Below are 26,729 nucleotides of genomic sequence, written 5' to 3' on the forward strand. Positions count from 1 at the left end.
GGTTTCAGTTCTCCTGATTGATCGGGTTGTCGATGTCGACGTAGATGTCGGTGCCGTCCAGCCGCACGGGATAGACGGGCACGGGTGCGGTGGCAGGCAGCTCCAGCGGGACGCCGGTGCGCAGATCGAAGCGGGAACCGTGCATATAGCACTCCAGCGTGCAGCCGTCGACGTCACCCTCGCTGAGCGGGACCTCGGCATGACTGCAGACGTCCTGGATCGCGAAGACGCCCTCGTCGGTGTTCACCACGGCCACCTCGGCGTCGCCGCCGAGGTCGACCGCGATGGCGGAACCGACAGGGATCTCGTCGATGGTGGCGGCATGCCGAAAGGTCATGCGTAGGCCCCCATGGTGACCGAGAGCTCGCGCTCCACGGCCGCCATCATGTGCTCTTCGACCTCGGGCACGCCGATCCGGCGGACGATGTCGGCGAAGAAGCCGCGCACCACCAGCCGGCGGGCCTCGGCCTCGGGAATGCCGCGCGAGCGCAGGTAGAACAGCTGCTCGTCGTCGAACCGACCGGTGGTCGAGGAGTGCCCGGCACCCTCGATCTCGCCGGTCTCGATCTCCAGGTTCGGCACCGAGTCGGCGCGGCAGCCGTCGGTGAGCACCAGGTTCTTGTTCGACTCGTAGGTGGAGATGCCTTCGGCCACCTTGCGGATCAGCACGTCGCCGATCCAGACCGAGCGGGCACCCTCACCCTGCAGCGCACCGCGGTAGTCCACGTTGGAGTGGGTGTGCGGGGCGTTGTGGTCGACGAACAGCCGGTGCTCGATGTGCTGCCCGGCGTCGACGAAGTACAGCCCGAACTGCTCCAGCGAACCGCCGGGGCCGGCGAACCGCGCGGTCTCGGCGAGCCGGACGACCTTGCCGCCCAGGCTGACGGTCACGGTGCGCACCTCGGCGTCCCGGCCGACCAGGACGCTGTGGTGACCGCCGTGCACGGCGTCATCGGCCCAGTCCTGGATGGACACGAAGTTGATCTTCGCGCCGTCACCGACCAGGACGTCCACCTTGGTCGCGTAGCTGGCCGAACCCTCGTGGCGCAGCAGGATGGTGCCCTTGGCGTGGGCGCCCACCTTGAAGACGAGATGGCCCCAGACGTGCTGTCCGGTGCCGGTCAGGGTGATGCTGACCGGCTCGGTCAGCTCGGCGCCGGGAGCGATCTCGATCAGCTGGGCACCGCCGGAACGGGCCGCGGCCAACACCGAGACCCGGTCGATCGGGGCCTCGGCGACCAGCGCGCGGGCTTCGTCGGTGCTCACCGTCCGGCTGCTGGAGCCGGCCGGCAGAGACTCGTCCCACTGCAGGTGGGCGTCGCTGGGCTCGTCGGTCAGCAGCGGCTTGAGTGCACGCAGCGGGCTGAACCGCCAGATCTCCTCCTGACCCTTCGGGTAGGGGTGATCCTCGATCGTGAACGACGGGGTCGGGTGGAGGTGAGATTCCAGGGCCTCCACGGCCTCCATCACGGGTGCGGCCATCAGCCGACGGCTCCTTCCATCTGCAGTTCGATCAGGCGGTTCAGTTCCAGCGCGTATTCCATCGGCAGCTCGCGGGCGATCGGCTCGACGAAGCCACGGACGATCATCGCCATCGCCTCGTCCTCGCCCATCCCGCGCTGCATCAGGTAGAACAGCTGGTCGTCGCTCACCTTGGACACGGTGGCCTCATGGGCCAGCGACACGTCGTCCTCGCGGACGTCGACGTAGGGGTAGGTGTCGGAGCGGCTGATGGTGTCGACCAGCAGCGCGTCACACTTCACCGAGGACGCCGAGTGGTGGGCGCCCTCCTGCACCTGCAGCAGGCCGCGGTAGGACGAGCGTCCGCCGCCGCGGGCCACCGACTTGGAGATGATCGAGCTCGAAGTGTGCGGTGCGCAGTGCACCATCTTCGAGCCGGCGTCCTGGTGCTGACCCTCGCCGGCGAAGGCGATGGACAGAGTCTCGCCGCGGGAGTGCTCGCCCATCAGGTAGACGGCCGGGTACTTCATGGTGACCTTGGAACCGATGTTGCCGTCGATCCACTCCATGGTCGCGCCCTCTTCGCAGGTGGCGCGCTTGGTGACCAGGTTGTACACGTTGTTCGACCAGTTCTGAATGGTCGTGTAACGCACCCGGGCGTTCTTCTTGACGATGATCTCGACCACCGCGGAATGCAGCGAATCCGAGGAGTAGATCGGCGCGGTGCAGCCCTCGACGTAATGCACGTAGGAGCCCTCGTCGGCGATGATCAGCGTCCGCTCGAACTGGCCCATGTTCTCGGTGTTGATCCGGAAGTAGGCCTGCAGCGGAATGGTGACGTGGACGCCCTTCGGCACGTAGACGAACGAGCCGCCCGACCACACCGCGGTGTTCAGCGAGGCGAATTTGTTGTCTCCCACCGGAATGACCGTGGCGAAGTACTCCTGGAACAGCTCCGGGTACTCCTTCAGGCCGGTGTCGGTGTCGAGGAAGATGACGCCCTGACGCTCGAGCTCTTCGTTGATCTTGTGGTAGACCACCTCGGACTCGTACTGAGCGGCCACGCCGGCCACCAGCCTGGCCTTCTCGGCCTCGGGAATCCCGAGCCGGTCGTAGGTGTCCTTGATGTCGGACGGCAGGTCGTCCCAGGTCTGGGCCTGCTTCTCGGTCGACCGGACGAAGTACTTGATGTTCTCGAAGTCGATCTCGTTCAGGTCGGCACCCCAGGTGGGCATCGGCTTGCGGTCGAACAACTTCAGCCCGCGCAGCCGGGTGTTCAGCATCCACTCGGGCTCGTTCTTCAGCGCGGAGATGTTGCGCACGACGGCTTCGTTGAGCCCGCGCTGCGCGGCGGCGCCGGCGACGTCGGAGTCGTGCCAGCCCCACTGGTAGTTGCCGAGCGCCTGCAGGTGCTCTTCCTGGGTTGCCCCCAGGCCGGGGGCCTGCGGTGCAGTGGTCGTCATGAGGCGGCCTTTCTATTCGGATGGTCGGACGGCTTCACCGGCCGCGGCACGTGGGTGGTGCACACCCCGTCGCCGTGGGCGATGGTCGCCAGCCGCTGGACATGGCTATCCAGGAGTTGGGCGAAGACACGGGTCTCGGCCTCGCACAACTCGGGGAACTCGGCCGCCACCAGGGCGACCGGACAGTGATGCTGGCACAGCTGTTTGCCGCTGGCCACGGGATGAGCCGAGGCCACGTAGCCGGCATCGTTCAACGCCTTCACCAACGCGTCGGTGGGATTGTCGTATTCCCCACGCAGCTCGTTGAATCTGGTCTCGATGCCGGTGACGAACTCTTCGGCGAACCGCTGGACGCCGTCCGGGCCGAGAGAGTCGCGGACGAAGTTGAGCGCATCGATGGCCAGCGTGTCGTAGGCGTGCGGGAACTCGGCCCGCCCGGCATCGGTGAGTTCGAACACCATGGCCGGACGGCCCCGGCCGCGGGCACCATAGACCCGCTGCTGGCGGGAACTCAGGTGGCCGACACCGATCAGCACCGACAGGTGCCGCCGGACGGCCGCGGGAGTGAGATGCAGCCGCTGGGCCAGTTCGGACGCCGTCGACGGGCCGTGCTGCAGGATGGACCGGGCGACGCGAGCCCGGGTGGACGCGTCGGACTCGGCCACCGGCGTCGGAACGCCGGATTTGGTGACCGCTTCCTTTTTCACAAGAACATTCTTGTCGAATCCGCGCCAGGGTCAAACTTCTTAGGATCGCCTAACCCTGGCCACGGCGGCAGGGCTGGTTTCGCGTCCCGCACGGTGATACGGGGCCCTTGGTTGAGCCTGGCCAGCCGTCGCCGTCGAGCCTGTCGAGCCCCTCGCCGGGCGTGACCATCGGGTCAGCCTCGGCGCCGGCCCGTCCGCGTCGTGGGGTGGTGTGCGATGCCGGACGAGCGTGCGGACGCCGTGAATGCTCCGGAGCGTGCGCAACGCGCTGCTTTGACCAGCAGCAGGACGAGGCCGAGCGCGATGGCGCCGGCCAGAAACCAGGCGTCAGTCATCTTCCCTCCTGGACGACCGATGCCGCTGGTGGCGCCATCGCGACTTCGTTACTGCCTGGCCGGGCTAGCCAGCGGGCAGCCCGGCCAATGCGGGAAGACCTCGCACCAGCCCACATCAGTGGACTGGCTCGACGCGAATCCCACCACCACCGTTGCCACCAGCACGGCCGCGACGACGTGTGGGACAAGCACGCGGCGGCTGCGGGGGTGACGCAGCGGTGTTCTTGGCATGTCCGACGATGACACCCGCCATCTGCGACACGCCGTCCAAATAGACGACGACTGACCTTTTGTCCGAAGCGATTGGAACCCCATCAGACCAAGGTCCGACGGCGGGCACCGCTCTCCTCGCGCTTGGCCCGAGCCGACAGACAGGGTTTGATATGGCACATGCGGCCCACGCGAACACATCGACTGCTCCTCGGTGGAACTCTCGACCTCGCGTTGCTGGGCATCCTGGCCGTCTTGACGGTGTTGATCGGGCTGAACTCCCGCAATCCGCTGAGCCTGGTGGTCGATCTGGCGGCCTGCGTGGCTGCCGCGCTGACCCTGCGCTGGCCGCGGGTCGCCGGCGCCGCGCTCGGCGTGGTCCTGACGACCTATCTGGTAGCGCCGTACGATTTCACCGAGATGGGCGACTATGCCGCCCTCATCGTGGTGCTCGGCACCGGCATCCGCAGCCAGCGGCGCACCCGGGCGATGCTCACCGCCGGCTACCTGACGATCCTTGTCATTCGGCAGTTCCAGCTCTACCAGACCGGCGTGCAGCCGTTCCTGAGCAGCCTGGCCTGGGCTGCCCTCTTCGCGGTCATGTGGCTGATCGGAAGTGCGATCGCGGCGTTCGACAAGGCTCAGGAGCAGGCCCGGCTCGCCGCACTGGCGCAGCAGCGCCTCGTGCTGGCCCGCGAACTCCACGACACGGTGGCCCGCAGCCTCGCCCGGGTCTCCCGGCAGATCCATCAGGCGGCGGCCTCGGGTGACCCGACCCAGCTCCGGTCGGTCGCCGACCAGGTCAGCGAGACCGCCGGGCAACTCCGATGGATGCTCGGCGCCCTACGCGACTCCGATTCCGAGGCCGAGCTGCTGACCGGCGCGCAGAGTTCCCTGGCCGGCACCGTTCGCGACAGCGTGGCGCACCTGCAATCGCATGGCTTCCAGGTGAGCACGTCGATCGACGGCAGCCTGGACGCCGTGCCCCCGGAACCGGGCCGGGTGCTCGGCGAGATCGTGCAGGAGGCGACGGCCAACGTCGAGCGGCACGGTGCGACCGACCGGCCGTGCGTGCTGACCGTCTGCATCGACGACACCGCGGTCGATCTCGCGTTCATCAATGAGGTGCGCGAGTCGGGCAGCCCGGACGGCTCAGCGCGTCCGCTGGGACTGCTCGGTGCCGCGGAACGGTTGGCGCTGGTCGGCGGCCAACTGGAGGCCCGCCAGGAAGGCACCCACTGGATCACCCGGGTGATGATCCCGATCGCGGGCCGGACATGACCCGGGTCATCCTGGTCGACGACGACCCGCTGGTGCGCACCATGCTGACCAACTGCCTGGACGCGGCACCCGGCCTGGTCGTCCGCGGCTCCTATGGGTCGGGAACCGACGCGGTCGCCGCTGTGCCCGTCGATCAGCCGCACGTCGCACTGGTCGACATCATCATGCCCGACCCGGACGGGCCTGAGACCACCCGGCTGCTGCGCGCGGCGTCCCCGCGCACCCAGGTGCTGGCGCTCACCTCATTGACCGATCCGCAGGCCGCCGCGGCGATGCTCAACGCCGGAGCCCTCGGCTTCCTGCCCAAGGATCTGGCGCCGGAGGCGATCATCCACGCGGTGCAGTCGGCGAGGCACGGGCTGGCCGTGCTCGGTGGGGCCGGTGCCGGCCTGGTGGACCGGCGGCCCAGTACCGACCTGGCCGAACTTCTCAGCCCCACCGAGCGGACGATTCTGCTGCTGATCCGCGAGGGCCGCACCACCGAGCAGATCGCCCGCGAGGTGTATCTGTCGCCGTCGACGGTGAAGTATCACGTCGCCGCGCTGATGGAGAAGCTCGGCGCGACCAACCGGGTGACCCTGGCCATCAAGGCTCTGGAACTCGGGCTGTGTTGAGGCCCGGCCGGTGAGACGTCGTTGACCGCCCTGTGACCCTTCCGGCGAAGCCCCGGACGTCTACGACGCACGGTAGTAGTTTGAATCGGGTAGACGGCCAACGCCGGCCGCCCGTGACATCTCGTGAGGATCTCTCGTGACCGCGGCTTCGCACCCTGTTTCCGAGCGGACGCGCGCCGCTCTGCTCTCGCTCAGCGCACTGCTCGGCCTGGCCCTGGCCGGCTGCTCCGGCAGCGCCACCGCGCCTCCCCCGCCGGCAGGCGGCGGTGAAGCCAACCTGAGCCTGCCCGACCTCGACCAGGCCACCTTCCTCGGCCTGATCACCGGCAAGCAACTGCTCGGCCTGGGCCTGCTGATCGCGCTGGCCGGCCTGGCCTTCGGCCTCGTCCGGTTCGTCCAGGTGCGGCGGCTGCCGGTGCACACCGCGATGCGCGAGGTTTCGGAACTCATCTACGAGACCTGCAAGGCCTACCTGATCCAGCAGGGCAAATTCCTGCTGGTGCTGTGGGCCTTCATCGGCGCTGTGATCCTGGCCTACTTCAAGTTCCTGGCCGACCTGAGCTGGGGCCGGGTGGCGATCGTGCTGGCGTTCAGCATCGTCGGCATGGCCGGTTCCTACGGCATCGCCTGGTTCGGCATCCGGCTGAACACCTACGCCAACAGCCGGACGGCGTTCGCCGCGCTGCGCGGACGTCCGCTGCCGCTGCATCAGATCCCGATGAAGGCCGGGATGAGCATCGGCATGGTGCTGATCAGCGTGGAGCTGTTCATGATGCTCGCGATCATGCTGTTCCTGCCCCGCGAGATCGCCGGCTCGTGCTTCATCGGCTTCGCCATCGGCGAGTCGCTGGGCGCCTCCGCGCTGCGGATCGCCGGCGGCATCTTCACCAAGATCGCCGACGTCGGCTCGGACCTGATGAAGATCGTCTTCCGGATCAAAGAGGACGACGCCCGCAACCCGGGCGTGATCGCCGACTGTGCCGGTGACAACGCCGGCGACTCGGTCGGTCCGTCCGCCGACGGGTTCGAGACCTACGGCGTCACCGGCGTCGCCCTGGTCACCTTCATCCTGCTGGCGGTGCACGAACCGCTGGTGCAGGTGCAGCTGCTCTGCTGGGTGTTCTTCGTCCGGGCGATCATGGTGTTGGCGTCCGCGGCGTCGTACGAGGTGAACGCGGTGATCACCACCGCGAAGTACCGGCATCTGCGCACGATGGACTTCGAGCGTCCGCTGACCAACCTGGTCTGGATCACCTCGGTGGCCTCCATCGCCGCCACCTACCTGACCTCGTACCTGCTGATCGCCGACCTCGGCGACGGCACCCTGTGGTGGAAGCTGGCCAGCATCGTCTCGTGCGGCACCCTGGCCGGCGCGCTGATCCCCGAACTGGTCAAGGTGTTCACCTCCACCAACTCGGTGCACACCGAAGAGGTGGTGAAGAGTTCGCACCAGGGCGGCGCCTCGTTGACCATCCTGTCCGGGCTGGTCGCCGGCAACTTCTCGGCCTACTGGCTCGGGATCGCGATCATCGCGCTGATGACGGTGGCTTTCCTGATCTCCGGGCTGGGCATCGGCGCGCTGATGGTGGCTCCCGCGGTGTTCGCGTTCGGCCTGGTCGCCTTCGGCTTCCTCGGCATGGGCCCGGTCACCATCGCGGTCGACTCCTACGGCCCGGTCACCGACAACGCCCAGTCGGTCTACGAACTCAGCGTGATCGAGGAACGCCCCGGAGCGGCCGATGAGATCCGCGCCGACCACGGCTTCACCCCCCACTGGGGCCGCGCCAAGGCACTGCTAGAGGCCAATGACAGCGCCGGCAACACCTTCAAGGCGACCGCCAAGCCGGTGCTGATCGGCACCGCGGTGGTCGGCGCGACCACCATGATCTTCTCGATCATCATGGGCCTGACCCACGGCATGACCGCCAACCTGGACAAGTTGTCGCTGCTGCACGCACCCTTCCTGCTCGGCCTGATCACCGGCGGCGCGGTCATCTACTGGTTCACCGGGGCGTCCATCCAGGCCGTCACCACCGGCGCGTTCCGGGCCGTCGAGTTCATCAAGGACACGATCAAGCTGGACGGCGCCTCACAGGCCTCGGTGGACGATTCGCGCAAGGTCGTCGAGATCTGCACCCAGTACGCCCAGAAGGGCATGCTGAACATCTTCCTGGGCATCTTCTTCGCCGCGCTGGCGTTCGCCTTCGTCGAGCCGTACTTCTTCATCGGCTACCTGGTCTCGATCGCCCTGTTCGGGCTGTACCAGGCGATCTTCATGGCCAACGCCGGCGGCGCCTGGGACAACGCCAAGAAGATCGTCGAGACCGACCTGGCCGCCAAGGGCACCGCCCTGCATGACGCGTCCGTGATTGGCGACACGGTGGGCGACCCGTACAAGGACACCTCGTCGGTGGCGCTCAACCCGGTGATCAAATTCACCACGCTGTTCGGTCTGCTGGCCGTCGAGTTGGCGGTCAGCCTGAACGCCCAGGGCTACCAGGCGCTCACCTGGACGCTGGCCGCGGTCTTCTTCGTCGCGCTGTGCGTCATGGTCTGGCGGTCGTTCTACGCCATGCTGATCGACCGCGAACTGCCGACCGCCGCCGAGCTCGCCCAGCCGGACGGCGCGGAACCCGAGGTCGACGGCGTTTCCGCCGACGATCTCCCGGCCGCGCTCGACTCCGGCCGGAACCTCGGCTCACATGCGGTGATGGTCGGCATCGAACGCGACAACTACTAGCTGGGAACCGGGCGGTAGCGGTCGGCGTGGCGGCATATGCTGACCCGGTGATCCCCTCGTACGCCCTGGAGCTGGACGGGGTCACCGTCAGCTTGGGCGGACGGCGGGTGCTCGACGCGCTGAGCTGGACGGCGGCGACCGACGAGGTGACCGCCCTGCTGGGCCCCAACGGGGCCGGCAAGACCACCACCCTGCGATGTCTCACCGGCATGCTGCGCCCGGACGCCGGCCGCGTCCGGGTGCTGGGCGGGCCGCCCGGCGGCGCCAACGAACGGCTGGGTCTGATGCCGCAGTCGGTCGGCGCCTGGTCCGCGGTGCGGCCCGGCGAACTGCTGCGCTACCTGGCCGGCCTCTACCCCGATCCGGTGCCGGTGGACGAACTCATCGAGGCGCTCGCCCTCGGGTCGCTGCTGAACCGTCCGTACCGACGACTCTCCGGCGGCGAACAACAGGCGGTGAACCTGGCCGGCGCACTGGTCGGACGCCCCGACCTGGTGCTGCTGGACGAACCGACATCCGGCATGGATCCGCATGCCCGGCGGCGCACCTGGGAGGTCATCGCCGGCCTGCGTGAGCGCGGCGTCTCGGTGCTGCTCACCACCCACGACATGAACGAGGCGGCCCGGCTGGCCGACCGGGTCTGGATCATGGACGCCGGCCGCGTCACCATCTCGGGCACCGTCGCCGAACTCACCGCCGAGGCGTCCCTGGAGGATGTTTTCCTGCGCCACACCGGGGGTGCAGTGTGAACCCGACCCGGGTGCTGCGCCATGCGGCGATGGAGCTGCGGATGCTGCTGCGCAACGGCGAACAACTGCTGCTGGCCTTCGCCATTCCGCTGGGCCTGCTGCTCGGCGGGCTGGCCTGGGGCCGTGGTTTCGGCCTCGACGCCGGTGTGTTCCCGGCCTCGGTGGTGGCGGTCGCCACCTGGTCGACGGCGTTCACGTCGCTTGCGGTCGCCACCGGCTTCGAGCGCCGCTACGGCGTCCTGGAACGGCTGGTCGCCACCCCGCTCACCCGCGCCGACCTGATCGCCGGCAAGTCGCTGGCAGCCATCGCGCTGGTCGCTATCCAGGCAGCACTGCTGGTGGTCGTCGCGGTGGCCTGCGGCTGGCGTCCGGTCTGGACGGCGGCCGGCACGCTGAGCGCGGTGCTGGCCACCGTGCTCGCCATCGCCGCCTTCGCCGGGCTCGGGTTGCTGCTGGCCGGCACGCTCAAGGCCGAGGTCACCCTGGCCTTGGCCAACCTGGTCTATCTGGCCGGGCTGGCGCTCGGCGGACTGATCGTCGACCAGCCACCCTGGTTGCCGACCGCGGCGCTGGGCACCGCCCTGCGTGCGGCGTCCGAGGGCGCCCTCGCCCCGCTCGCACTGCTGGCCCTGGCCGTCTGGGCGGCAGCACTCACCCTGATCGCACGAAAGGTGTTCCGATGGACCTCCTGACCGGCTGGCGGAGTCTGCGTCGTTGGGCGGTGGCCAACCTGATCGCCAACATGGTGATCGTCTGGACGGGCGCGCTGGTCCGGCTGACCAAGTCGGGGCTGGGCTGCTCGACCTGGCCCGAGTGCGACGCCGGCTCGTACGTGCCGCAGCCCGAGGCCGAATGGCACGCGTTCATCGAGTTCGGCAACCGGACCCTCACCTTCGTGCTGATCATCATCGCGCTCGGCACCGCGATCACCGCGTTCCGCACGGTCAGGGAACGGCGGATCAGGGTGCTGACAATCGTGATCGGCCTGGGCATCGGATTCCAGGGCGTGATCGGCGGAATCACCGTGCTCACCGAACTCAACCCATGGGTGGTCGGGTTGCACATGGTGCTCTCGGTCGGCCTGATCGTGGCCTGCGTGACCGTCGTGCACGATGCCTTCGAGCTGCGCCCGGTCTCCGTCCCGCGGTTGCGGCTTCCCACCCAGGCGGTGTTCTGGCTGTCCCTGGCGATGATGTACCTGGGCACCGTGGTCACCGGCGCCGGACCGCATTCCGGCGACGGCGCGGCCCAGCGCAACGGCTTCGACCTGAGCGAGGTGGCCCGCCTGCACTCGGTGACGATGTGGATCACCCTGGCGATCACGCTCTGGCTGGCCTACGCCGCGCGCGGCGTCAGGAGGCTCCAGCGGGCTGCCCTCGGGGTGATCGGCACCGCCGTGCTGCAGGCGATCATCGGCTACACCCAGTACTTCAACCACCTACCGATGGGCGTCGTGTTCGCCCACATGATCGGCACCACGCTGTACACGGTGGCGATCAGCCACCTGTGGCTCTCCGCCACCTCGGAGCCAGAGCTTCGCTGAGTTCCGCCGGTTGAGTCCGCCCCCTCGGTCGAGACCCGAGAACCGTTGGTCGAGCTTGTCGAGACCGGATGACCCGGGGTTCCGGCGAGCCGAATTCGTCATCCCGGCGAACGCTGGGATCTCCGTCCCGACCGAGTGCGCTCTGCGGAGATCCCGAGGCAAGCCCGGGATGACGATGATACCGAGCGCGCCGAAGAGGTCCCGGGGCCAAGCCCGGGATGACGGTGACGTCGAGTGGGTGGGTATAACCCCTAGAAGAACAGCGGATCGACCGCGGCAGCCAGGAAGACGATGGCCAGGTAGGAGTTCGACAGGTGGAACAGCCGCATCGGCTTCAACGCGGCCTCCGTCATGCCGGCTCGCGCCCGGCGCAGTAGCTGGATCGACTCGATGATCATCAGCACGCCGCCGATCAGCGCCACCGTCGGGTACAGCCAACCGGTGTGCGCCACGGGCCAGAGCACCAGGCTGACGGCCACGGTGATCACCGTGTAGACCAGGATGCGCCAGGCCACTGCCGGCGGCGCCATCACCACCGGCAGCATCGGCACATGCGCCTGCCGGTAGTCCTCCTGGTAGCGGAAAGCGAGCGCCCAGGTGTGCGGCGGCGTCCAGAAGAAAACGATCGCGAACAGCACCAGCGGCGGCCAGTCGATGCTGCCGGTCACCGCCGTCCAGCCGATCAACGGAGGGAAGCAGCCGGCGATCCCGCCCCAGACGATGTTCTGCGAGGTGCGCCGCTTCAGGCCCATCGTGTAGACGAACACGTAGTAGGCGTTGGCCGTCATGGCCAGGGACGCCGACAGCCAGTTCGCTCCGAACCCGAGCGTCACGGCGGCCAGCACGCCCAGCACCGCACCGAAGACGTAGGCGCGCGCCGGGGGCACGCTGTGCAACGCCATCGGACGCCGCCGGGTACGCCGCATCTCCGAATCGATGTCGGCGTCCAGCACCGAGTTGAAGACGTTCGCGGAACCGGCAGCCAAAGTGCCGCCGACCAGAGTCCAGACCACCTTCTGCCATTCCGGCACACCGCCTGCGGCCAGGAACATGGCGGGTACTGTGGTGACCAGCAGTAGCTCGATGATCCGTGGTTTGGTGAGCGCGACATAGGCCCGCAGGGAGCCCGAAGCCGTGGCTGTAACCGTCGGCGCCGATGAGTGCATCCCCGTCGTCTCCTCCTCGCTCGGATCGCGAGCAGTCTAGCCCTTCCCCGCCATGCAGGAACACGGCCACGACTAGAGTGCCCCTGAACCGTCACCGCATCCGGGGACAACCCTACGAACAGGAGTTGATCGACAATGAATGATCGTCTGAAGGCTTTGGCGGACGCGGGGGTGAGCATCTGGCTCGACGACCTCTCGCGGGCACGGCTGACCAGCGGGAATCTGGCGCAGAAGATCGCCGATGATTCCGTGTCCGGCGTGACCACCAACCCGACGATCTTTGCCGCCGCTTTGACCAACGGCGCCGACTACGCCGAGCAGTTGCGCTCGCTGGGTGAAGTCGACACCGACACCGCGATCAAGCAGCTGTGTTCCACCGATGTGCGTAACGCCTGCGATCTGTTCGCCGACGTGTACGCCGCTTCGAACGGCTACGACGGCCGGGTCTCGATCGAGGTCGCGCCGACGTTGGCCAACGACACCGACGGCACCATCGCCCAGGCTGCCGAGTTGCACGACCTGGTGGGTCGGGAGAACGTGCTGATCAAGATTCCGGCCACCAAGCCGGGTCTGCCCGCGATCCAGGCCTCCATCGCGGCCGGTATCTCGGTCAACGTGACGCTGATCTTCTCCGAGGCCCGCTACCGCGAGGTGATGGACGCCTACCTGTCCGGCCTGGAGCAAGCCGCCGAGGCCGGCAAGGATCTGTCCAAGATTCATTCGGTGGCGTCGTTCTTCGTGTCCCGGGTGGACGCCGAGGTCGACAAGCGGCTGGCTGCCGCCGGCCGTGCCGATCTGCAGTCCAAGACCGCGATCGCCAACGCTCTGGTCGCCTACGGCGCCTTCGAAGAGGTGTTCGGCTCCGACCGGTTCAAGGCGTTGCAGGCCAAGGGAGCCAATGTGCAGCGGCCGTTGTGGGCCTCCACCGGCACCAAGGACCCGAACCTGCCCGACACCCTCTACGTCACCAACCTGATCGCCGACGGCGTGGTCAACACCATGCCCGAGAAGACCATGGACGCCTTCGGCGACCACGGCGAGCTCGGCGCCTCGATCGTCGGCCAGGCCGCCGCCGGCCAGGCCGTCCTCGACGAGGTCACCGCCGCCGGTGTCGACCTCGACGACGTCTACCAGGTGTTGGAAGACGAAGGCGTGGAGAAGTTCATCGTTTCCTGGCACGAACTCGTCGCATCGGTCGAGAAGGCAATTGCCTCCGTCAAGTGATTCGCGCCACGATGGGCCGGTGAGCGAACCGACAACGTCCGCCAATCCCCTTCGCGATCCGCAGGATCGCCGGTTGCCCCGCATCGCCGGGCCTTGTGCCCTGGTGCTGTTCGGGGTGACCGGCGACCTGGCTCGCAAGAAGCTGATGCCGGCGGTCTATGATCTGGCCAACCGTGGCCTGTTGCCGCCCGGCTTCGGCCTGATCGGCTTCGCCCGTCGTGACTGGGACGGCGAGGACTTCGCCAAGATCGTCCACGACTCCGTCAAGGAGCGGGCCCGGACGCCGTTCCGCGAAGAGGTCTGGAAGCAGCTCCTGGAGGGCATCCGCTTCGTCTCGGGCACCTTCGACAGCGACGAGTCGTTCCTGCTGCTGAAGGAGACCCTGAAGGAGCTCGACGAGAGCCAGGGCACTGGCGGCAACCACGCCTTCTACCTGTCGATCCCGCCGAAGGCGTTCGACCAGGTGGTCTCGATGCTGTCCAAGCACGGGCTGGCCAAGCGCGACACCAAGGACGCCTGGAGCCGGGTGGTGATCGAGAAGCCGTTCGGCCACGACCTGGCCAGCGCGATCGAGCTGGAGCGGCGGGTCTCATCGGTCTTCCACTCCCAGTCGGTGTTCCGGATCGACCACTATCTGGGCAAGGAAACCGTGCAGAACATGCTGGCGTTGCGTTTCGCCAACCAGCTGTTCGAGCCGATCTGGAACCGCAACTACATCGACCATGTGCAGATCACAATGGCCGAGGACATCGGCATCGGCGGCCGGGCGGGCTACTACGACGGTGTCGGCGCGGCCCGCGACGTGATCCAGAACCATCTGCTGCAGCTGTTGGCGCTGACCGCGATGGAAGAGCCGACCTCGTTCGACGCCGAGCAACTGCGGGCCGAGAAGAAGAAGGTGTTGGCGGCGGCCCGTCCGCCCAGGGACATCGCCGCGCACACCGCCCGGGGTCAGTACCTCGGCGGCTGGGCCGGCGGCCAGCTGGTCAAGGGCTACCTCGAAGAGGACGGCATCGACCCCAAATCGCAGACCGAGACCTATGCGGCGATCCGGGTCGACATCGACAACCGGCGCTGGGCCGGCGTCCCGTTCTATCTGCGCTCAGCCAAGCGGATGCCGCGGCGGGTGACCGAGATCGCGTTGAACCTGCGTCCGGCGCCGCACCTGCCGTTCAGCCACACCGACACCGAGGCGCTCGGCAGCAACGCCCTGGTGATGCGGATCCAGCCCGACGAGGGCATCACGCTGCGGTTCGGCGCCAAGGTGCCGGCCACGCTGATGGAGATCCGCGACGTCACCATGGACTTCGCCTACGGCACCTCGTTCGCCGAGTCCAGCCCGGAAGCCTATGAGCGGCTGATCCTGGACGTCCTGCTGGGCGATCCACCGCTGTTCCCGCAGCACGAGGAGGTCGAACTGGCGTGGAAGATCCTCGATCCGATCCTGGATTTCTGGGCCGAGCAGGACACCCAGCCGGAGGGCTACCAGTCCGGCTCGTGGGGTCCGCCCTGCGGCAAGGCCATGCTCGCCCGCGACGGCTTCGTCTGGCGCCGGCCCTAGGAGGACCGATGATCATCAACGTTCCCGACACCACCGCCACCGGCATCCACATGGCGCTGGTCGAGGCCAGGCACAACATCGGCGTCGCCTCGTCCATGGTCTTCACCATGATCGTGATCGCCGACGGACGCCACTACGACCGCGCCCTGAAGGCGTGCGAGGACGCCGGCCGCGAGCACCCGTCCCGGATCATCCTGGTCACCAACGGCGACGCCGACGGCGACCATGTGGACGCCGAGATCCGGCTCGGCGAGGAGGTGCCGGGCGAGATCATCTCGCTGCGCTTCCACGGCCAGCTGACCGAGCATCGCGCGTCGGTGGTGCTGGCGCTGCTGCTGCCCGACTCGCCGGTGGTGGCGTGGTGGCCCGGTAGTGCCCCGGCCAAGCCCGGACAGGACCCGCTGGGCAAGCTGGCCGCCCGCCGGATCACCGACGCGATGGGATCCTCCCGTCCGTTGGCAGCCATCGAGCGGCGGGCCCGCAACTACTCCCCCGGCGACACCGACCTGACCTGGACCCGGCTGACCCCCTGGCGGGCGCTGCTGGCGTCCGCACTGGACTCCTACCCGGCGAAGATCACCGCGGTGTCGGTGGAGGCCGGCCCCAACAATGCGGCCAGCATGCTGCTGGCGGCATGGCTGGAGGATCGGCTGAAGGTGAAGGTCGAGAGCAGCGAGGGCGGCAAGGGCGTCGGCATCACCAATGTCACCCTGCACACCAGCAAGGGCGACATCGTGATCGCCCGCGAGGACGGCCGGATGGCCACCTTCTCGGCACCCGGCCTGCCCCGCCGGCAGGTGGCGCTGCGGCGCCGCGACATCGACGCATTGATCACCGAGGAACTGCGGCGACTCGATGTCGACGACATCTTCGCCTCCGCGATGCGGGTGCTGGTCGAGCGCTGCGAACGACGCGATGCGGAGAAGGCGACGAGCGCGTGAACGATCAGGTTCTGCGGTTCTCCGGAGCCGAGGACCTCGCCGAACAGGCGGCGGCCCTCCTGGTCGCGCGGATCGTCACGATCCAGGCCGATCCCGAACGGGTCGTCCAGCTGTGCCTCACCGGCGGCCGGATCGCGCAGCGCATCTATGAGGGCTTCGGACGCCGCGTCGACGGCTCCGGGGTCGATCCGGGACGGCTGGAGCTGTGGTGGACCGATGAGCGGTTCACCTCGACCGACGACCCGGCGCGCCATGCCGGTGTGGCGCTGGCCATGATGGCCGGTCAGTTCGCCCTCGACCCGGCCCGGACGCACCCGATGCCGGCCGCCGACGGGGTGGCGGACGCCGACGCCGCGGCCGCCACCTACACCAAGGAGCTGGGCGACGTCGTCTTCGACATCTGCCTGCTGAGTATCGGCCCCGAGGGCCATGTGGCCAGCATCTTCCCCGACCATCCGTCCTTCGACACGCAGAGCAGCCAAACCGTGATCGGGCTGACCAACTCTCCCAAGGGCGAGGACGACCGGATCTCGCTGACCGTGCCGGCGCTCAACCGGTCGCACGAGGTCTGGTTCCTGCTCAGCGGCCTGGACAAGGCCGACGTCGCCGCCAGCGCCATCGCCGGCTCCACGGAGATCCCCGCGGGCGTCGTCCGGGGCACCGACGACACCCTGTGGTTCATCGACCGCGATGCCGCCGCCGGACTCCCCTGGTTCCGCTGCGCCCTGTAGGCACGCGGCCGGCACAGTTCTCACCAAGCCCGACCACCAGCCGTCGTCGCACCTCCGGGGACGGTTCTCCGACGTTCGAAATTCGCACCTCCGGGGACGGTTCTTCGGCATTCGAAACTCGCACTCCGAAGAACCGTCCCCAGATCGTCGAAAATCGCACCTGGAAGAACCGTCCCCCAACGTGCGAAAATCACACGCGAAAGAACCGTCCCCGAAAGTTCGGGGACGGTTCCTTTTCGGTTCAGCGTTCGGTCAGTAGATGACCTCGCCGGCGGCCCGGCGGGCCCGCAGGCCCTCGAGCGCCTCGGTGAGGATCGCTGCCGCCTCGGCGTCGCTGCGACGCTCCTTCACGTAGGCGAGGTGCGTCTTGTACGGCTGGATCTTCGGCGGAGGCGGCGGGTTCTCGGAATCCAGGTTCGCCGGGAGTCCGCAGCGCGGGCAGTCCCAGGTCTCGGGGACGACCGCATCGGCGGCGAAGGCGGGGCGGGTCTCATGCTGGTTCGAGCAGAAGTACGAGACGTACAACCGCGGCGCGGAATCGCCCCGCTCGGCCTCGCCCATCGGCCCCGCACCAACCCGGCTGCCCCGGATCGCGCTACCACCAACCACGTGTTTCTCCTTGTCGAATAGCCCTACGTCGAGGGCAGGGGAAGATCAGAGCGTGCCGTAATCCGGGAAGAACCGGTACAGCACCAGCAGTCCGAAGATCGTGGCCAGCCAGACCAGACCGATGATCACCGTCAGCCGGTCGAGCGTGCGCTCGGCGGCCGACGCGCCACCCATCGACGTGGACATGCCACCGCCGAACAGATCCGACATGCCACCGCCGCGGCCCTTGTGCAGCAGCACGAACAGGGCCAACACGACGCTGGTGAGGATCAGCACGATCGACAGGGTCAGAATCGGCCACGTCAACATGGGCACAACAATCACAGGGTGAATCCTAACCTAACCACGCGAGCGCCTCGGCCACCGCCGAATCGGCGATCAGGCCCGCTGGTAGAAGGTGATGATCTTCGCGAACTCGGCGGCGTCCAGGCTGGCGCCACCGACCAGGGCGCCGTCCACATCGGGCTGGGCCATGATGTCGACGGTGTTGCCCGACTTGACCGAGCCGCCGTACTGGATCCGGACGGCGTCCGCTGCGGCCTGGCCGACCAGTTCGGCCACCCGGACGCGGATCGCGCCACAGACCTCCTGGGCGTCCTCAGGGGTGGCCACCTCGCCGGTGCCGATCGCCCAGACCGGCTCGTAGGCGATCACCAGGGCGCCGACCTCGTCGCCGGACAGCCCGGCCAGGCACTTGTCGACCTGGGCCAGCACGAACGGAACCTGGTTGCCCTCTTTGCGAACGTCGAGCTTCTCGCCGACGCAGACGATCGGGGTCATCCCGGCGGCCTGCACGACCTTGGTCTTCTCGTTGATCAACTCGTCGGTCTCGCCGTGGTAGTCGCGACGCTCGGAATGCCCGATCACGACGTAGCCACAGTTCAGCTTGGCCAGCATGGCCGCCGAGATCTCACCGGTGTAGGCGCCGGAGGCGTGCACCGAGACGTCCTGGGCGCCGAACTTCAGCGGCAGCTTGTCGCCCTCGATCAGCGTCTGCACGGTGCGCAGATCGGTGAACGGCACGATCACGGCCGCCTCCGACTTGCTCGCGTCGTACTTCAGGTCATCCAGCGTCCAAGCGAGTTTCTGGACCAGGCCGGTGGCCTCGACGTGGTCGAGGTTCATCTTCCAGTTGCCGGCCATGATGGGCGTGCGCGCCATGTCAGTTGCCTTCCTCGAGCACCGCGATGCCCGGCAGTTCTTTGCCTTCCAGGTACTCCAGCGAAGCGCCACCGCCCGTGGAGATGTGCCCGAAGGCACTGTCGTCGTGACCGAGTTCACGCACCGCGGCGGCGGAATCGCCACCGCCGACGACGCTCAGGCCGTCGACCTCGGTGAGCGCCTGCGCCACGGCTGCGGTGCCGCCGGCCAGTTCGGCGATCTCGAACACGCCCATCGGGCCGTTCCAGACCACCGTCTTCGCCGCCTTGATCGCGTCGGCGAACAGCTTCTCGGATTCGTGGCCGATGTCCAGGCCCATCTTGTCTGCGGGGATCGCGTCGGCGGCGACCACCTCGACCGCACCGTCGACGGTGCGGGCCGCGAAGTCCATGCCGGAGGCCACCCGGACGTCGACCGGCAGCAGGATCTGCTTGCCCTCGGCCTCAGCGGTGGCCAGGTAGCCCTTGCAGGTCTCGATGCTGGCCTCGTCGAGCAACGACTTACCGATCTGGTAGCCCTTGGCCGCCAGGAACGTGTAGGCCATGCCGCCGCCGATCACCAGGGTGTCGGCCAGCTTCAGCAAGTTCTCGATGACCGCCAGCTTGTCGGCCACCTTCGCGCCGCCCAGCACGACCACGAACGGCCGGTCGGGGTCGGAGAGCACCTTGGAGAAGACGTCGACCTCCTTCTTCACCAGGGTGCCGGCGGCGTGCGGCAGCAGCTTGGCCACGTCGTAGACGCTGGCCTGCTTGCGATGCACCACGCCGAAGCCGTCGGAGACGAAGACGTCGGCCAGCGCGGCCCACTTCTGCGCCAGCGCCTCCCGCTCGGCGTCGACCTTGGAGGTCTCCCCCGGCTCGAAGCGGACGTTCTCGAGCAGTGCGATCTCGCCGTCGGCCAGGCCGGCGACGGTTGCTTCGGCGCCCGGCCCGGCGGTGTCGGAGGCGAGTTTGACCTCGGCTCCGATCAGCTCGCCGAGCCGCTTCGCCGCGGGGGCCACCGAGTACTTCGGCTCGGGGGCACCCTTGGGTCGGCCGAGGTGAGCCAGCACGATGACCTTCGCGCCGGCGTCCTTCAGTTGGGTCAGGGTCGGCAGCGCCGCCCGGATCCGACCGTCGTCGGTGATCGTGTCGCCGTCGAGCGGGACGTTGAAGTCGCAGCGGATGAGTACCCGCTTGCCCTTCAGATCACCAAGATCCTGTACTGACTTCACCTTCGGCCTCTCCTGTGACTATCTATCGGGTGATTACCGGACTCAGAGCTTCGAGCCGACCAGGACGGTCAGGTCGACGAGGCGGTTGGAGTAGCCCCACTCGTTGTCGTACCAGCCGACGACCTTGACCTGGTCGCCGATCACCTTGGTCAGACCGGCATCGAAGATGCAGGAGTGCGGATCGGTCTCGATGTCCTTGGACACGATCGGATCCTCGGTGTAGGCCAGGATGCCCTTCAGCGGGCCCTCGGCGGCGGCCTTGATGGCGGCGTTGATCTCCTCGACGGAGGTCTCCTTGCCGGCCTGGAAGGTCAGGTCGGTGGCCGAGCCGGTGGGGGTCGGAACGCGCAGCGCGTAGCCGTCGAACTTGCCCTTGAGCTCGGGCAGCACCAGCGCAACGGCGGCAGCGGCACCGGTCTTGGTCGGCACGATGTTCAGGGCGGCGTTGCGCGAGCGACGCAGGTCGCTGTGCGGGCCGTCCTGCAGGTTCTGATCGGCGGTGTAGGCGTGCACCGTGGTCATCAGGCCACGGACGATGCCGACGGTGTCGTTCAGCACCTTGGCCATCGGGGCCAGGCAGTTGGTGGTGCAGGACGCGTTGGAGATGACGTTGTCGGTCTCGGGGTTGTAGTCACCCTCGTTGACACCGACGACCACCGTGATGTCCTCGTTCTTCGCCGGAGCGGAGATGATGACCTTCTTGGCACCCGCCTCGATGTGCGCCTTCGCCTTGGTCGCGTCGGTGAAGAAGCCGGTGGACTCGATCACCACGTCGGCGCCGATCGCGCCCCAGGGCAGGTTCTTCGGGTCACGCTCGGCGTAGGCCATGATCTTGTGGCCGTCGACCGTGATCGACTCGTCGTCGTAGCTGATCTCGCCGGGGAAGCGGCCCAGGATCGAGTCGTACTTCAGCAGGTGGGCCAGCGTCTTGTTGTCGGTCAGGTCGTTGACGCCGACGACCTCGATGTCGGCTCCGGACGCCGTCAGCGCACGGAAGAAGTTCCGGCCGATGCGACCGAAACCGTTGATACCAACCTTCACCGTCATGTGATGGTTCCCCTTCGTTGAGTTTTTGCCCGCTTCTCAGGCACAGGCAAGGGTGGACGGGGCCCACTCTATAGAAAAAGGCCTCCGTGGGAAGGAGTTCCGGAAACCGGGTATCGGAGGCTGAACAAAGCATATGAACGGAGGATGAACGCAGGGTGTGCCCCAGCGATCCGCACCCAGCGCGCGGACCCATGGGGGCGCATCTCCGACGCCGGTCGCGCTCAACGCAGGACCGCGCCGCGCCGGAGGTGGACTCAGTCGTTGTCCTCGAGCATCTCCCGGGACAGATTGGCCTCGGTGCCGGGGATCCCCAGTTCAGCGGCGCGCTTGTCGGCGGTCGCCAGCAGCCGCCGGATGCGGCCGGCGACCGCGTCCTTGGTGAGCGGTGGCTGATGCAGCTGGCCGAGCTCCTCCAGCGACGCCTGCTTGTTCTCCAGGCGCAGCAGGCCGGCCACCTTCAGGTGCTCCGGAATGTCGTCGCCGAGAATCTCCAGGGCACGCTCCACCCGGGCGCCGGCGGCCACCGCGGCGCGCGCGGAACGGCGCAGATTGGCATCGTCGAAGTTGGCCAGCCGGTTGGCAGAGGCCCGCACCTCGCGCCGGATCCGACGCTCTTCCCAGGCCAGCAGTGACTGGTGGGCACCCAGCCGGGTCAGCATGGCCGCGATCGCGTCGCCGTCGCGGATCACCACCCGGTCGACCCCGCGCACTTCCCGGGCCTTGGCCGAGATGCCGAGCCTGCGCGCGGCACCGACCAGTGCCAGCGCCGCCTCCGAGCCGGGGCAGGTGATCTCCATCGCCATCGAACGGCCGGGCTCGGTCAGCGAGCCGTGGGCCAGGAAGGCGCCGCGCCAGCCGGCCACCGAGACGTCCAGGCCGCCGCTGACGATGGCCGCGGGCAGGCCGCGCACCGGGCGTCCGCGATTGTCGATCAGGCCGGTCTGCCGGGCCAGCGATTCGCCGTCACGGATCAGCCGGACGATGTAGCGGGTGCCGCGCCGCAGCCCCGACGAGGTGACCACCACGAACTCGGAGTTGAAACCGAACAGCTCGGCGATCGCCGTCCGCAGCCGGCGCGCGGCACCACCGGTGTCGAGTTCCGCCTCGACCACGATCCGGCCGCCGGCCAGGTGCAGACCGCCGGCGAAACGCAGGATGGCCGCCACCTCGGCGCGGCGGCAGGCCGGCTTGGTCACCGGCACCGTGGCCAGCTCCGCCTTGACCTGCTGCGTCATTGCCATGGATTCGTCCTTTGAGGTTCGGGGGTGGTGGTGCGACCGGGTCGGTCGCTACTGCATGAGTTCGGCGTAGACGGCGGCCAGCCGATGGTGATCGTGCCTCGGGGAGCCGTCGCGCATCCGTACATTCTCCACCACGAGACGGGCACCGAGGGACCGGGCGAAGCGTTCCAGCGGCGGATCGTCGGCGGCGAAGGTCGGGTCGACGATCACCGCGTCGAGCCGCAGCGCCGGGCAGTGGTCGGCGAGCACCTCCAGGTGCCGGGACGCGGGGAAGCCGTCGGTTTCGTCGGCGGGCACCAGATTCATGGTCAGGATGCGCTGCGCCCTGGTGGAGGTGATGGCGTCGGCCAGCTCGGGCACCAGCAGGTGCGGAATCACCGAGGTGAACCAGGAGCCTGGGCCGAGCACGATGTGGTCGGCCTCCAGCACGCTCTGCACCGATTCCCGCCGGGCCGGCGGATCGGACGGCACCAGCCGCACGGCACGGACGTCGCCGCGGGTCTTGGCCACCGTCGCCTGCCCGCGGAGCACGGCGAGGTCGTCCGGACGCTCGGGGTCGGAGCCCACCACGTCGGCCTCGATCATCAGCGGAACCGCGGCCATCGGCAGCACCCGGCCCTGGATCCGCAGCAGTGCGCCCACCATGTCGAGGCCGGCGACCGGGTCTTCCAGCCGCTGCCAGAGCCCGGCGATCAGCAGGTTGCCGATGGCGTGCCCGGCCAGCGGCCCCTCCCCGCTGAACCGGGACTGCAGCACGTCGGCCCAAGTGCGGCCCAGGTCGTCGTCGGCGCACAGCGCGGCCAGCGCCATCCGCAGGTCGCCCGGCGGCAGGATGTCGAACTCGGCGCGCAGCCGTCCGGACGAGCCGCCGTCGTCGGCGACGGTGACCACCGCGGTCAGGTGCGGCGTCACGTACCGCAATGCGCTCAGTGCGCCGTACAGTCCGTGCCCGCCGCCGAAGGCGACCACGGACGGCGCCCGCCTCAGGCCGCTCATTCCTTGCCCAGATCTCGGTGGATGACCTGGCTCGCCACACCGCGCTGCTGCAGCCGCTGGGACAGTTCCACGGCCATCGCGGTGCTGCGGTGCTTGCCGCCGGTGCAGCCCACGCCGACCGTGGCGAGCCGCTTACCCTCGCGCAGATAACCGGGCTTCACCAGGGCCAACAGGTCGGTGACGTGGCCGAGGAAGTCGTCGGCGCCGTCCTGGCCGAGCACGTAGCTCGAGACCGCCTGCGACAGGCCGGTCTGCGGCCGCAGGTCGGGCACCCAATGCGGGTTCGGTAGGAAGCGCACGTCGAACACCATGTCGGCGTCGATCGGGATGCCGTTCTTGAAGCCGAACGACATGACGGTGACCAGCAGGTCGGCGTTCTCGTCGGAACCGAACGCGTGCGCCACCCGGTCGGACAGCTGGTGCACGTTCAGGTTCGAGGTGTCGATCACCATGTCGGCCGAGGCCCGCAGGCTGGCCAGTAGCTGCCGCTCCTTGTGGGCACCGTCGAGCAGCCCGCCCTCGCCCTGCAGCGGCAACGGCCGGCGCACCGACTCCTGGCGCCGGACGATGGCCGCGTCGTCGGCGTCCAGGAACAGGATCTGAGGCACCACACCCGCCTGACCCAGGGCGTCGAAGACGGACGGGATCTGCTGGAAGGCCGACCTGGTGCGCACGTCGAGGCCGACCGCCACCTTGGTGAAGTCGCGTTCCTTGGCGATCTGCACCATGCCGGGCAGCAGCTGGGGCGGCAGGTTGTCGACCACGTACCAGCCCAGATCCTCCAGGGTGTGGCACGCCGTGCGGCGACCGGCGCCGGACATGCCGGTGACGATCACGAAGCGGAGCGCGGAGGCGGGTGTGCTCATGGTGGGAGATTATCCCCGATCCGCGGACGGCGCCGCAGCGGGTTCTGAGTCCAGCACCTCGCCCGTGGTGAGGTTCACCGCCTCGGGAACCGGGCCGGCGAGCGCCTCGAAGATCGCGGCGGCGAGGCGGGGCCCGATGCCCGGAACCACCGCCAGTTCCTCGGGTGTCGCCGCACGCAGCTTCCGCAGCGAACCGAAGTGCTTCAGCAGCGTCTTGCGCCGCACCTCCCCCAGGCCCGGGACGGCGTCCAGCACCGACTCGACCATCGAGGCGCTGCGGCGTCCGCGATGGTGGGTGATGGCGAACCGGTGCGCCTCGTCCCGGACCCGCTGCAGCAGGTAGAGGCCCTCGCTGGTCCGCGGCAGGATGAGCGGGAACTCGTCGTCGGGCACCCACACCTCTTCGAGCCGCTTCGCCAGCCCGATCACCGCCACGTCGTCGATGCCGAGTTCATTCAGCGCCCGGACGGCGGCGGCGACCTGCGGGGCGCCGCCGTCGACCACCACCAGGCCCGGCGCGTAGGCGAATTTGCGGGCCGCCCCCGTGGTCGGGTCGACCAGCAGCGGGCCCTCCTCGGACGGCGGGGTCTGCTCGTCGAGGTAGCGACGGAACCGCCGGGTGATCACTTCGTGGATCGCCGCCACGTCGTTGGAGCCGTCGATGCCGCGGATCACGAACCGCCGGTAGTCGCTCTTGCGGGCCAGTCCGTCCTCGAAGACCACCATGGACGCCACGATCTCGGTGCCCTGCAGGTGCGACACGTCGTAGCACTCGATCCGCAACGGCACGGTGGGCAGTGCGAGTGCCTGCTGGATCTCTTCCAGGGCCTGGTTGCGGGTGGACAGGTCGCTGGCCCGCCGCGTCTTGTGCAGCGCCAACGCCTCGGCCGCATTGCGGGCCACCGTCTCCATCAGGGTCTTCTTGTCGCCGCGCCGCGGGGTGCGGATGATCACCCGCGAGCCCCGCGACTCGGTCAGCAGCTCGGCGATCAGGCCTGCGGTGGACGGCACCTCGGGGACCAGGATCTCCGGCGGCACCTCGGTGCCGTCGACGTCGGAGTACAGCTGCAGCAGGAAGGTTTCGATCAGCCCGGGGGTCTCGGTGTCGTCGGTGCGGTCGGCCACCCAGGCGCGCTGGCCGCGGACCCGTCCGTCGCGGACGTGGAAGATCTGCACCGCGACCTCGAGCGGGTCCTCGGCGAGCGCGATCACATCGGCGTCGGTGCCGTCGCCGAGCACGATCGCGTTCGAGTCGGTGGCCTGGCGCAACGCATGCAGCTGGTCGCGCAGCACCGCCGCCTTCTCGAACTCGAGGTTGTCGGACGCCTCCTGCATCTGCCGCTCCAGCCGCTTCAGCAACACGTTGGTGCGGCCGGCGAGGAAATCGCAGACGTCCTGGGCGAGCGCGCGGTGCTCGTCCGGACCGATCCGGCCGACACACGGTGCGGCGCATTTGCCGATGTAGCCGAGCAGACAGGGCCGTCCGGACGCCGCCGCCGACCGGAAGACGCCGTTGGTGCAGGACCGCATCGGGAACGCCCGCAGCAGCGGGTCGAGCGTTTCGCGGATCGCCCAGGCGTGCGCGTAGGGGCCGAAATAGCGGGTGCCCTTGCGCTTCTTGCCGCGGCCCACGAACACCCGCGGGAACTCCTCCGACCAGGTCACCGCCATCCACGGATAGGACTTGTCGTCGCGGTACTTCACGTTGAACCGCGGGTCGTGCTGCTTGATCCAGGTGTACTCCAGCTGCAACGCCTCGAGTTCGTTGCGCACCACCGTCCACTCCACCTTGGCCGCGGTGCGCACCATGGTGCGGGTGCGGAAATGCAGCAACGCAGGATCGGCGAAGTAGGAGGTCAGCCGCTGCCGCAGGTTGACCGCCTTGCCGACGTAGATCACCCGGCCCGCGGCGTCGCTGAACCGATAGACGCCCGGCTGGGTGGGAATGGTGCCGGTCGCCGGGCGGTAGGACTCCGGATCAGCCATGGCGGCCAGCATAGGTCGCGCCACCGACAAGAATCGCCGCCGATCATCCGCCCGCGCCGTCCGGGTCCGGACGGCGCGGGCGTCGCTCACATCTCGAAGGGAGCCTCACCGACATAAACCGCATAGACGGCGTCCGCGGCGGCCCGGGCGACCTCGGGATCGGCGCCGTCGGCGGCGTGGGCGAGTGCCCAGCGGTCGGCCGCGAGCCGGTTGAACCGCTTCCCCTCCGGCCCGAGCTGCCACGCCATCGGGTCCTCGGGACGCTGCTCGGGCGCGGTCAAGTGCAGGCTGAGGCCGAGCAACGCGCCGTCCCAGCCGAGACCGGTGGCGCCCGGGCCGAACCGGTTCCAAAGTTCCTCGGGTACTGAGTCGGCGGGCGCAACATGCTCGAGCTCCAGCCGGGTCGAGTCCGCGTCCTCGGCGTGCAGCCGGACGGTCAGCCAGCTGACCCCGCCGCCGAACTCCCAGGTGACCCGGAAGTGGGCGCGTTCGGTGCCGGGCGGCTCGCATTCCAGCACGGTGCCGCCGGCGTTGCCCTGCAGTTGATACCGCCCGCCCAGGGCAAGGTCACCCTCCACCGGCAGGAACCAGCGCCCGATCCGGTCGGCGGACGTGACGGCGTCCCAGACGTCGTCGAGTGGCGAGGGGTAGCGCTGCGCGAGGCTCTGGACGCGGACCGCGATGCCGTCCTGTTCGGTGCTGCTCACCGCGCGCTCCACGCCGGCAACCTGGCTGTCGATATCCATCAGTGCTCCTTGTTGATCGTGTTGTCGGGGACAGCGGACTCGCCCGTCGCGGTGTCGTCGGGCAGCGAGCCGTCATGTTCGGCGGCAAGCCGGCGTTCCCGACGCCCGCGAGCGAGTTCGGTGCCGAGTGCGGCCAGC

The 26,729-nt window shown here is 68.5% G+C and carries 26 protein-coding genes; 10 read left to right on the plus strand and 16 right to left on the minus strand.

Annotation, left to right across the window (positions count from 1 at the left end):
* Positions 1–4: 4 nt before the first annotated feature.
* The 5 genes from QM624_RS14485 to QM624_RS14505 all read right to left on the minus strand — a co-directional run bounded on the left by QM624_RS14485 (position 5) and on the right by QM624_RS14505 (position 3,966).
* Positions 5–337: a Rieske (2Fe-2S) protein gene (locus QM624_RS14485; protein WP_415093011.1), complete on the minus strand. Its 333-nt coding sequence runs from the start codon at positions 335–337 to the stop codon at positions 5–7.
* Entirely contained in the window at positions 334–1,482 is a 1,149-nt protein-coding gene (gene sufD / locus QM624_RS14490) for a Fe-S cluster assembly protein SufD (RefSeq protein ID WP_415093013.1), read from the minus strand. Before sufD ends, QM624_RS14485 begins: the two co-directional genes overlap by 4 nt.
* Positions 1,482–2,924, minus strand: coding sequence for a Fe-S cluster assembly protein SufB (gene sufB, locus QM624_RS14495; protein WP_415093015.1), 1,443 nt, complete (start codon positions 2,922–2,924; stop codon positions 1,482–1,484). The genes sufD and sufB overlap by 1 nt, the downstream gene beginning before the upstream one ends.
* Positions 2,921–3,631: a helix-turn-helix transcriptional regulator gene (locus QM624_RS14500; protein WP_415093017.1), complete on the minus strand. Its 711-nt coding sequence runs from the start codon at positions 3,629–3,631 to the stop codon at positions 2,921–2,923. Before QM624_RS14500 ends, sufB begins: the two co-directional genes overlap by 4 nt.
* A 173-nt stretch (positions 3,632–3,804) precedes the next feature.
* The gene (locus QM624_RS14505; protein WP_415093019.1) at positions 3,805–3,966 is read right to left on the minus strand and encodes a hypothetical protein; all 162 of its coding nucleotides are present in this window, start codon (positions 3,964–3,966) and stop codon (positions 3,805–3,807) included.
* A 390-nt stretch (positions 3,967–4,356) separates the two neighbouring features.
* Between QM624_RS14505 and QM624_RS14510 the strand changes: the two genes are divergently transcribed.
* The 6 genes from QM624_RS14510 (at position 4,357) to QM624_RS14535 (ending at position 11,103) form a co-directional block, all read left to right on the plus strand.
* Positions 4,357–5,457: a sensor histidine kinase gene (locus QM624_RS14510; protein WP_415093021.1), complete on the plus strand. Its 1,101-nt coding sequence runs from the start codon at positions 4,357–4,359 to the stop codon at positions 5,455–5,457.
* A complete protein-coding gene (locus QM624_RS14515) occupies positions 5,454–6,071 on the plus strand; it encodes a response regulator transcription factor (RefSeq protein WP_415093023.1) in 618 nt (205 codons plus the stop codon). The genes QM624_RS14510 and QM624_RS14515 overlap by 4 nt, the downstream gene beginning before the upstream one ends.
* A gap of 136 nt (positions 6,072–6,207) precedes the next feature.
* On the plus strand, positions 6,208–8,811 hold the full coding sequence (locus tag QM624_RS14520; protein ID WP_415093025.1) for a sodium-translocating pyrophosphatase: 2,604 nt from the start codon (positions 6,208–6,210) through the stop codon (positions 8,809–8,811).
* A gap of 26 nt (positions 8,812–8,837) precedes the next feature.
* Positions 8,838–9,560 carry an ABC transporter ATP-binding protein gene (locus tag QM624_RS14525; protein ID WP_415093027.1) on the plus strand — a complete coding sequence of 241 codons (723 nt, stop codon included), beginning with the start codon at positions 8,838–8,840 and terminating at the stop codon, positions 9,558–9,560.
* Entirely contained in the window at positions 9,557–10,252 is a 696-nt protein-coding gene (locus QM624_RS14530; RefSeq protein ID WP_415093029.1) for an ABC transporter permease, read from the plus strand. The genes QM624_RS14525 and QM624_RS14530 overlap by 4 nt, the downstream gene beginning before the upstream one ends.
* The gene (locus QM624_RS14535; protein ID WP_415093031.1) at positions 10,240–11,103 is read left to right on the plus strand and encodes a COX15/CtaA family protein; all 864 of its coding nucleotides are present in this window, start codon (positions 10,240–10,242) and stop codon (positions 11,101–11,103) included. Before QM624_RS14530 ends, QM624_RS14535 begins: the two co-directional genes overlap by 13 nt.
* A gap of 251 nt (positions 11,104–11,354) precedes the next feature.
* On the opposite strand, the gene QM624_RS14540 is transcribed toward QM624_RS14535, so the two are convergent.
* The gene (locus QM624_RS14540) at positions 11,355–12,269 is read right to left on the minus strand and encodes a heme o synthase (protein WP_415093033.1); all 915 of its coding nucleotides are present in this window, start codon (positions 12,267–12,269) and stop codon (positions 11,355–11,357) included.
* Between the two features lie 135 nt (positions 12,270–12,404).
* Between QM624_RS14540 and tal the strand changes: the two genes are divergently transcribed.
* From tal to pgl, 4 genes are all read left to right on the plus strand, one after another.
* The gene (tal, locus tag QM624_RS14545) at positions 12,405–13,493 is read left to right on the plus strand and encodes a transaldolase (RefSeq protein ID WP_415093035.1); all 1,089 of its coding nucleotides are present in this window, start codon (positions 12,405–12,407) and stop codon (positions 13,491–13,493) included.
* 82 nt (positions 13,494–13,575) lie between these two features.
* Positions 13,576–15,054, plus strand: a complete 1,479-nt coding sequence (zwf, locus tag QM624_RS14550) for a glucose-6-phosphate dehydrogenase (RefSeq protein WP_415093058.1) — start codon at positions 13,576–13,578, stop codon at positions 15,052–15,054.
* A gap of 8 nt (positions 15,055–15,062) precedes the next feature.
* The gene (locus QM624_RS14555; protein ID WP_415093037.1) at positions 15,063–15,995 is read left to right on the plus strand and encodes a glucose-6-phosphate dehydrogenase assembly protein OpcA; all 933 of its coding nucleotides are present in this window, start codon (positions 15,063–15,065) and stop codon (positions 15,993–15,995) included.
* Entirely contained in the window at positions 15,992–16,726 is a 735-nt protein-coding gene (pgl, locus tag QM624_RS14560; protein WP_415093039.1) for a 6-phosphogluconolactonase, read from the plus strand. The genes QM624_RS14555 and pgl overlap by 4 nt, the downstream gene beginning before the upstream one ends.
* A 252-nt stretch (positions 16,727–16,978) precedes the next feature.
* Here the strand turns inward: pgl and QM624_RS14565 are convergent, their stop codons facing one another.
* From QM624_RS14565 to QM624_RS14610, 10 genes are all read right to left on the minus strand, one after another.
* Positions 16,979–17,335: an RNA polymerase-binding protein RbpA gene (locus tag QM624_RS14565; protein ID WP_298131501.1), complete on the minus strand. Its 357-nt coding sequence runs from the start codon at positions 17,333–17,335 to the stop codon at positions 16,979–16,981.
* Positions 17,336–17,380: 45 nt separating this feature from the next.
* Positions 17,381–17,644 carry a preprotein translocase subunit SecG gene (gene secG / locus QM624_RS14570; RefSeq protein WP_298131504.1) on the minus strand — a complete coding sequence of 88 codons (264 nt, stop codon included), beginning with the start codon at positions 17,642–17,644 and terminating at the stop codon, positions 17,381–17,383.
* Between the two features lie 69 nt (positions 17,645–17,713).
* Positions 17,714–18,496 carry a triose-phosphate isomerase gene (tpiA, locus tag QM624_RS14575; RefSeq protein WP_415093042.1) on the minus strand — a complete coding sequence of 261 codons (783 nt, stop codon included), beginning with the start codon at positions 18,494–18,496 and terminating at the stop codon, positions 17,714–17,716.
* 1 nt (position 18,497) lies between these two features.
* Positions 18,498–19,709, minus strand: coding sequence for a phosphoglycerate kinase (locus tag QM624_RS14580; RefSeq protein ID WP_415093044.1), 1,212 nt, complete (start codon positions 19,707–19,709; stop codon positions 18,498–18,500).
* A gap of 42 nt (positions 19,710–19,751) precedes the next feature.
* Positions 19,752–20,756 carry a type I glyceraldehyde-3-phosphate dehydrogenase gene (gap, locus tag QM624_RS14585; RefSeq protein ID WP_415093046.1) on the minus strand — a complete coding sequence of 335 codons (1,005 nt, stop codon included), beginning with the start codon at positions 20,754–20,756 and terminating at the stop codon, positions 19,752–19,754.
* A gap of 254 nt (positions 20,757–21,010) precedes the next feature.
* Positions 21,011–21,997, minus strand: coding sequence for a DNA-binding protein WhiA (whiA, locus tag QM624_RS14590; RefSeq protein WP_298131509.1), 987 nt, complete (start codon positions 21,995–21,997; stop codon positions 21,011–21,013).
* A 48-nt stretch (positions 21,998–22,045) separates the two neighbouring features.
* Positions 22,046–22,993: a gluconeogenesis factor YvcK family protein gene (locus QM624_RS14595; protein WP_415093048.1), complete on the minus strand. Its 948-nt coding sequence runs from the start codon at positions 22,991–22,993 to the stop codon at positions 22,046–22,048.
* Complete coding sequence (gene rapZ / locus QM624_RS14600; RefSeq protein ID WP_415093050.1) at positions 22,990–23,859, minus strand: RNase adapter RapZ; 870 nt, start codon at positions 23,857–23,859, stop codon at positions 22,990–22,992. Before rapZ ends, QM624_RS14595 begins: the two co-directional genes overlap by 4 nt.
* Before the next feature lie 9 nt (positions 23,860–23,868).
* Complete coding sequence (uvrC, locus tag QM624_RS14605) at positions 23,869–25,845, minus strand: excinuclease ABC subunit UvrC (protein WP_415093052.1); 1,977 nt, start codon at positions 25,843–25,845, stop codon at positions 23,869–23,871.
* Positions 25,846–25,931: 86 nt separating this feature from the next.
* Entirely contained in the window at positions 25,932–26,591 is a 660-nt protein-coding gene (locus tag QM624_RS14610; RefSeq protein ID WP_415093054.1) for an SRPBCC family protein, read from the minus strand.
* Positions 26,592–26,729 lie beyond the last annotated feature (138 nt).

It is taken from the genome of Micropruina sp. (assembly GCF_047606365.1).
Classification (GTDB): domain Bacteria; phylum Actinomycetota; class Actinomycetes; order Propionibacteriales; family Propionibacteriaceae; genus Micropruina.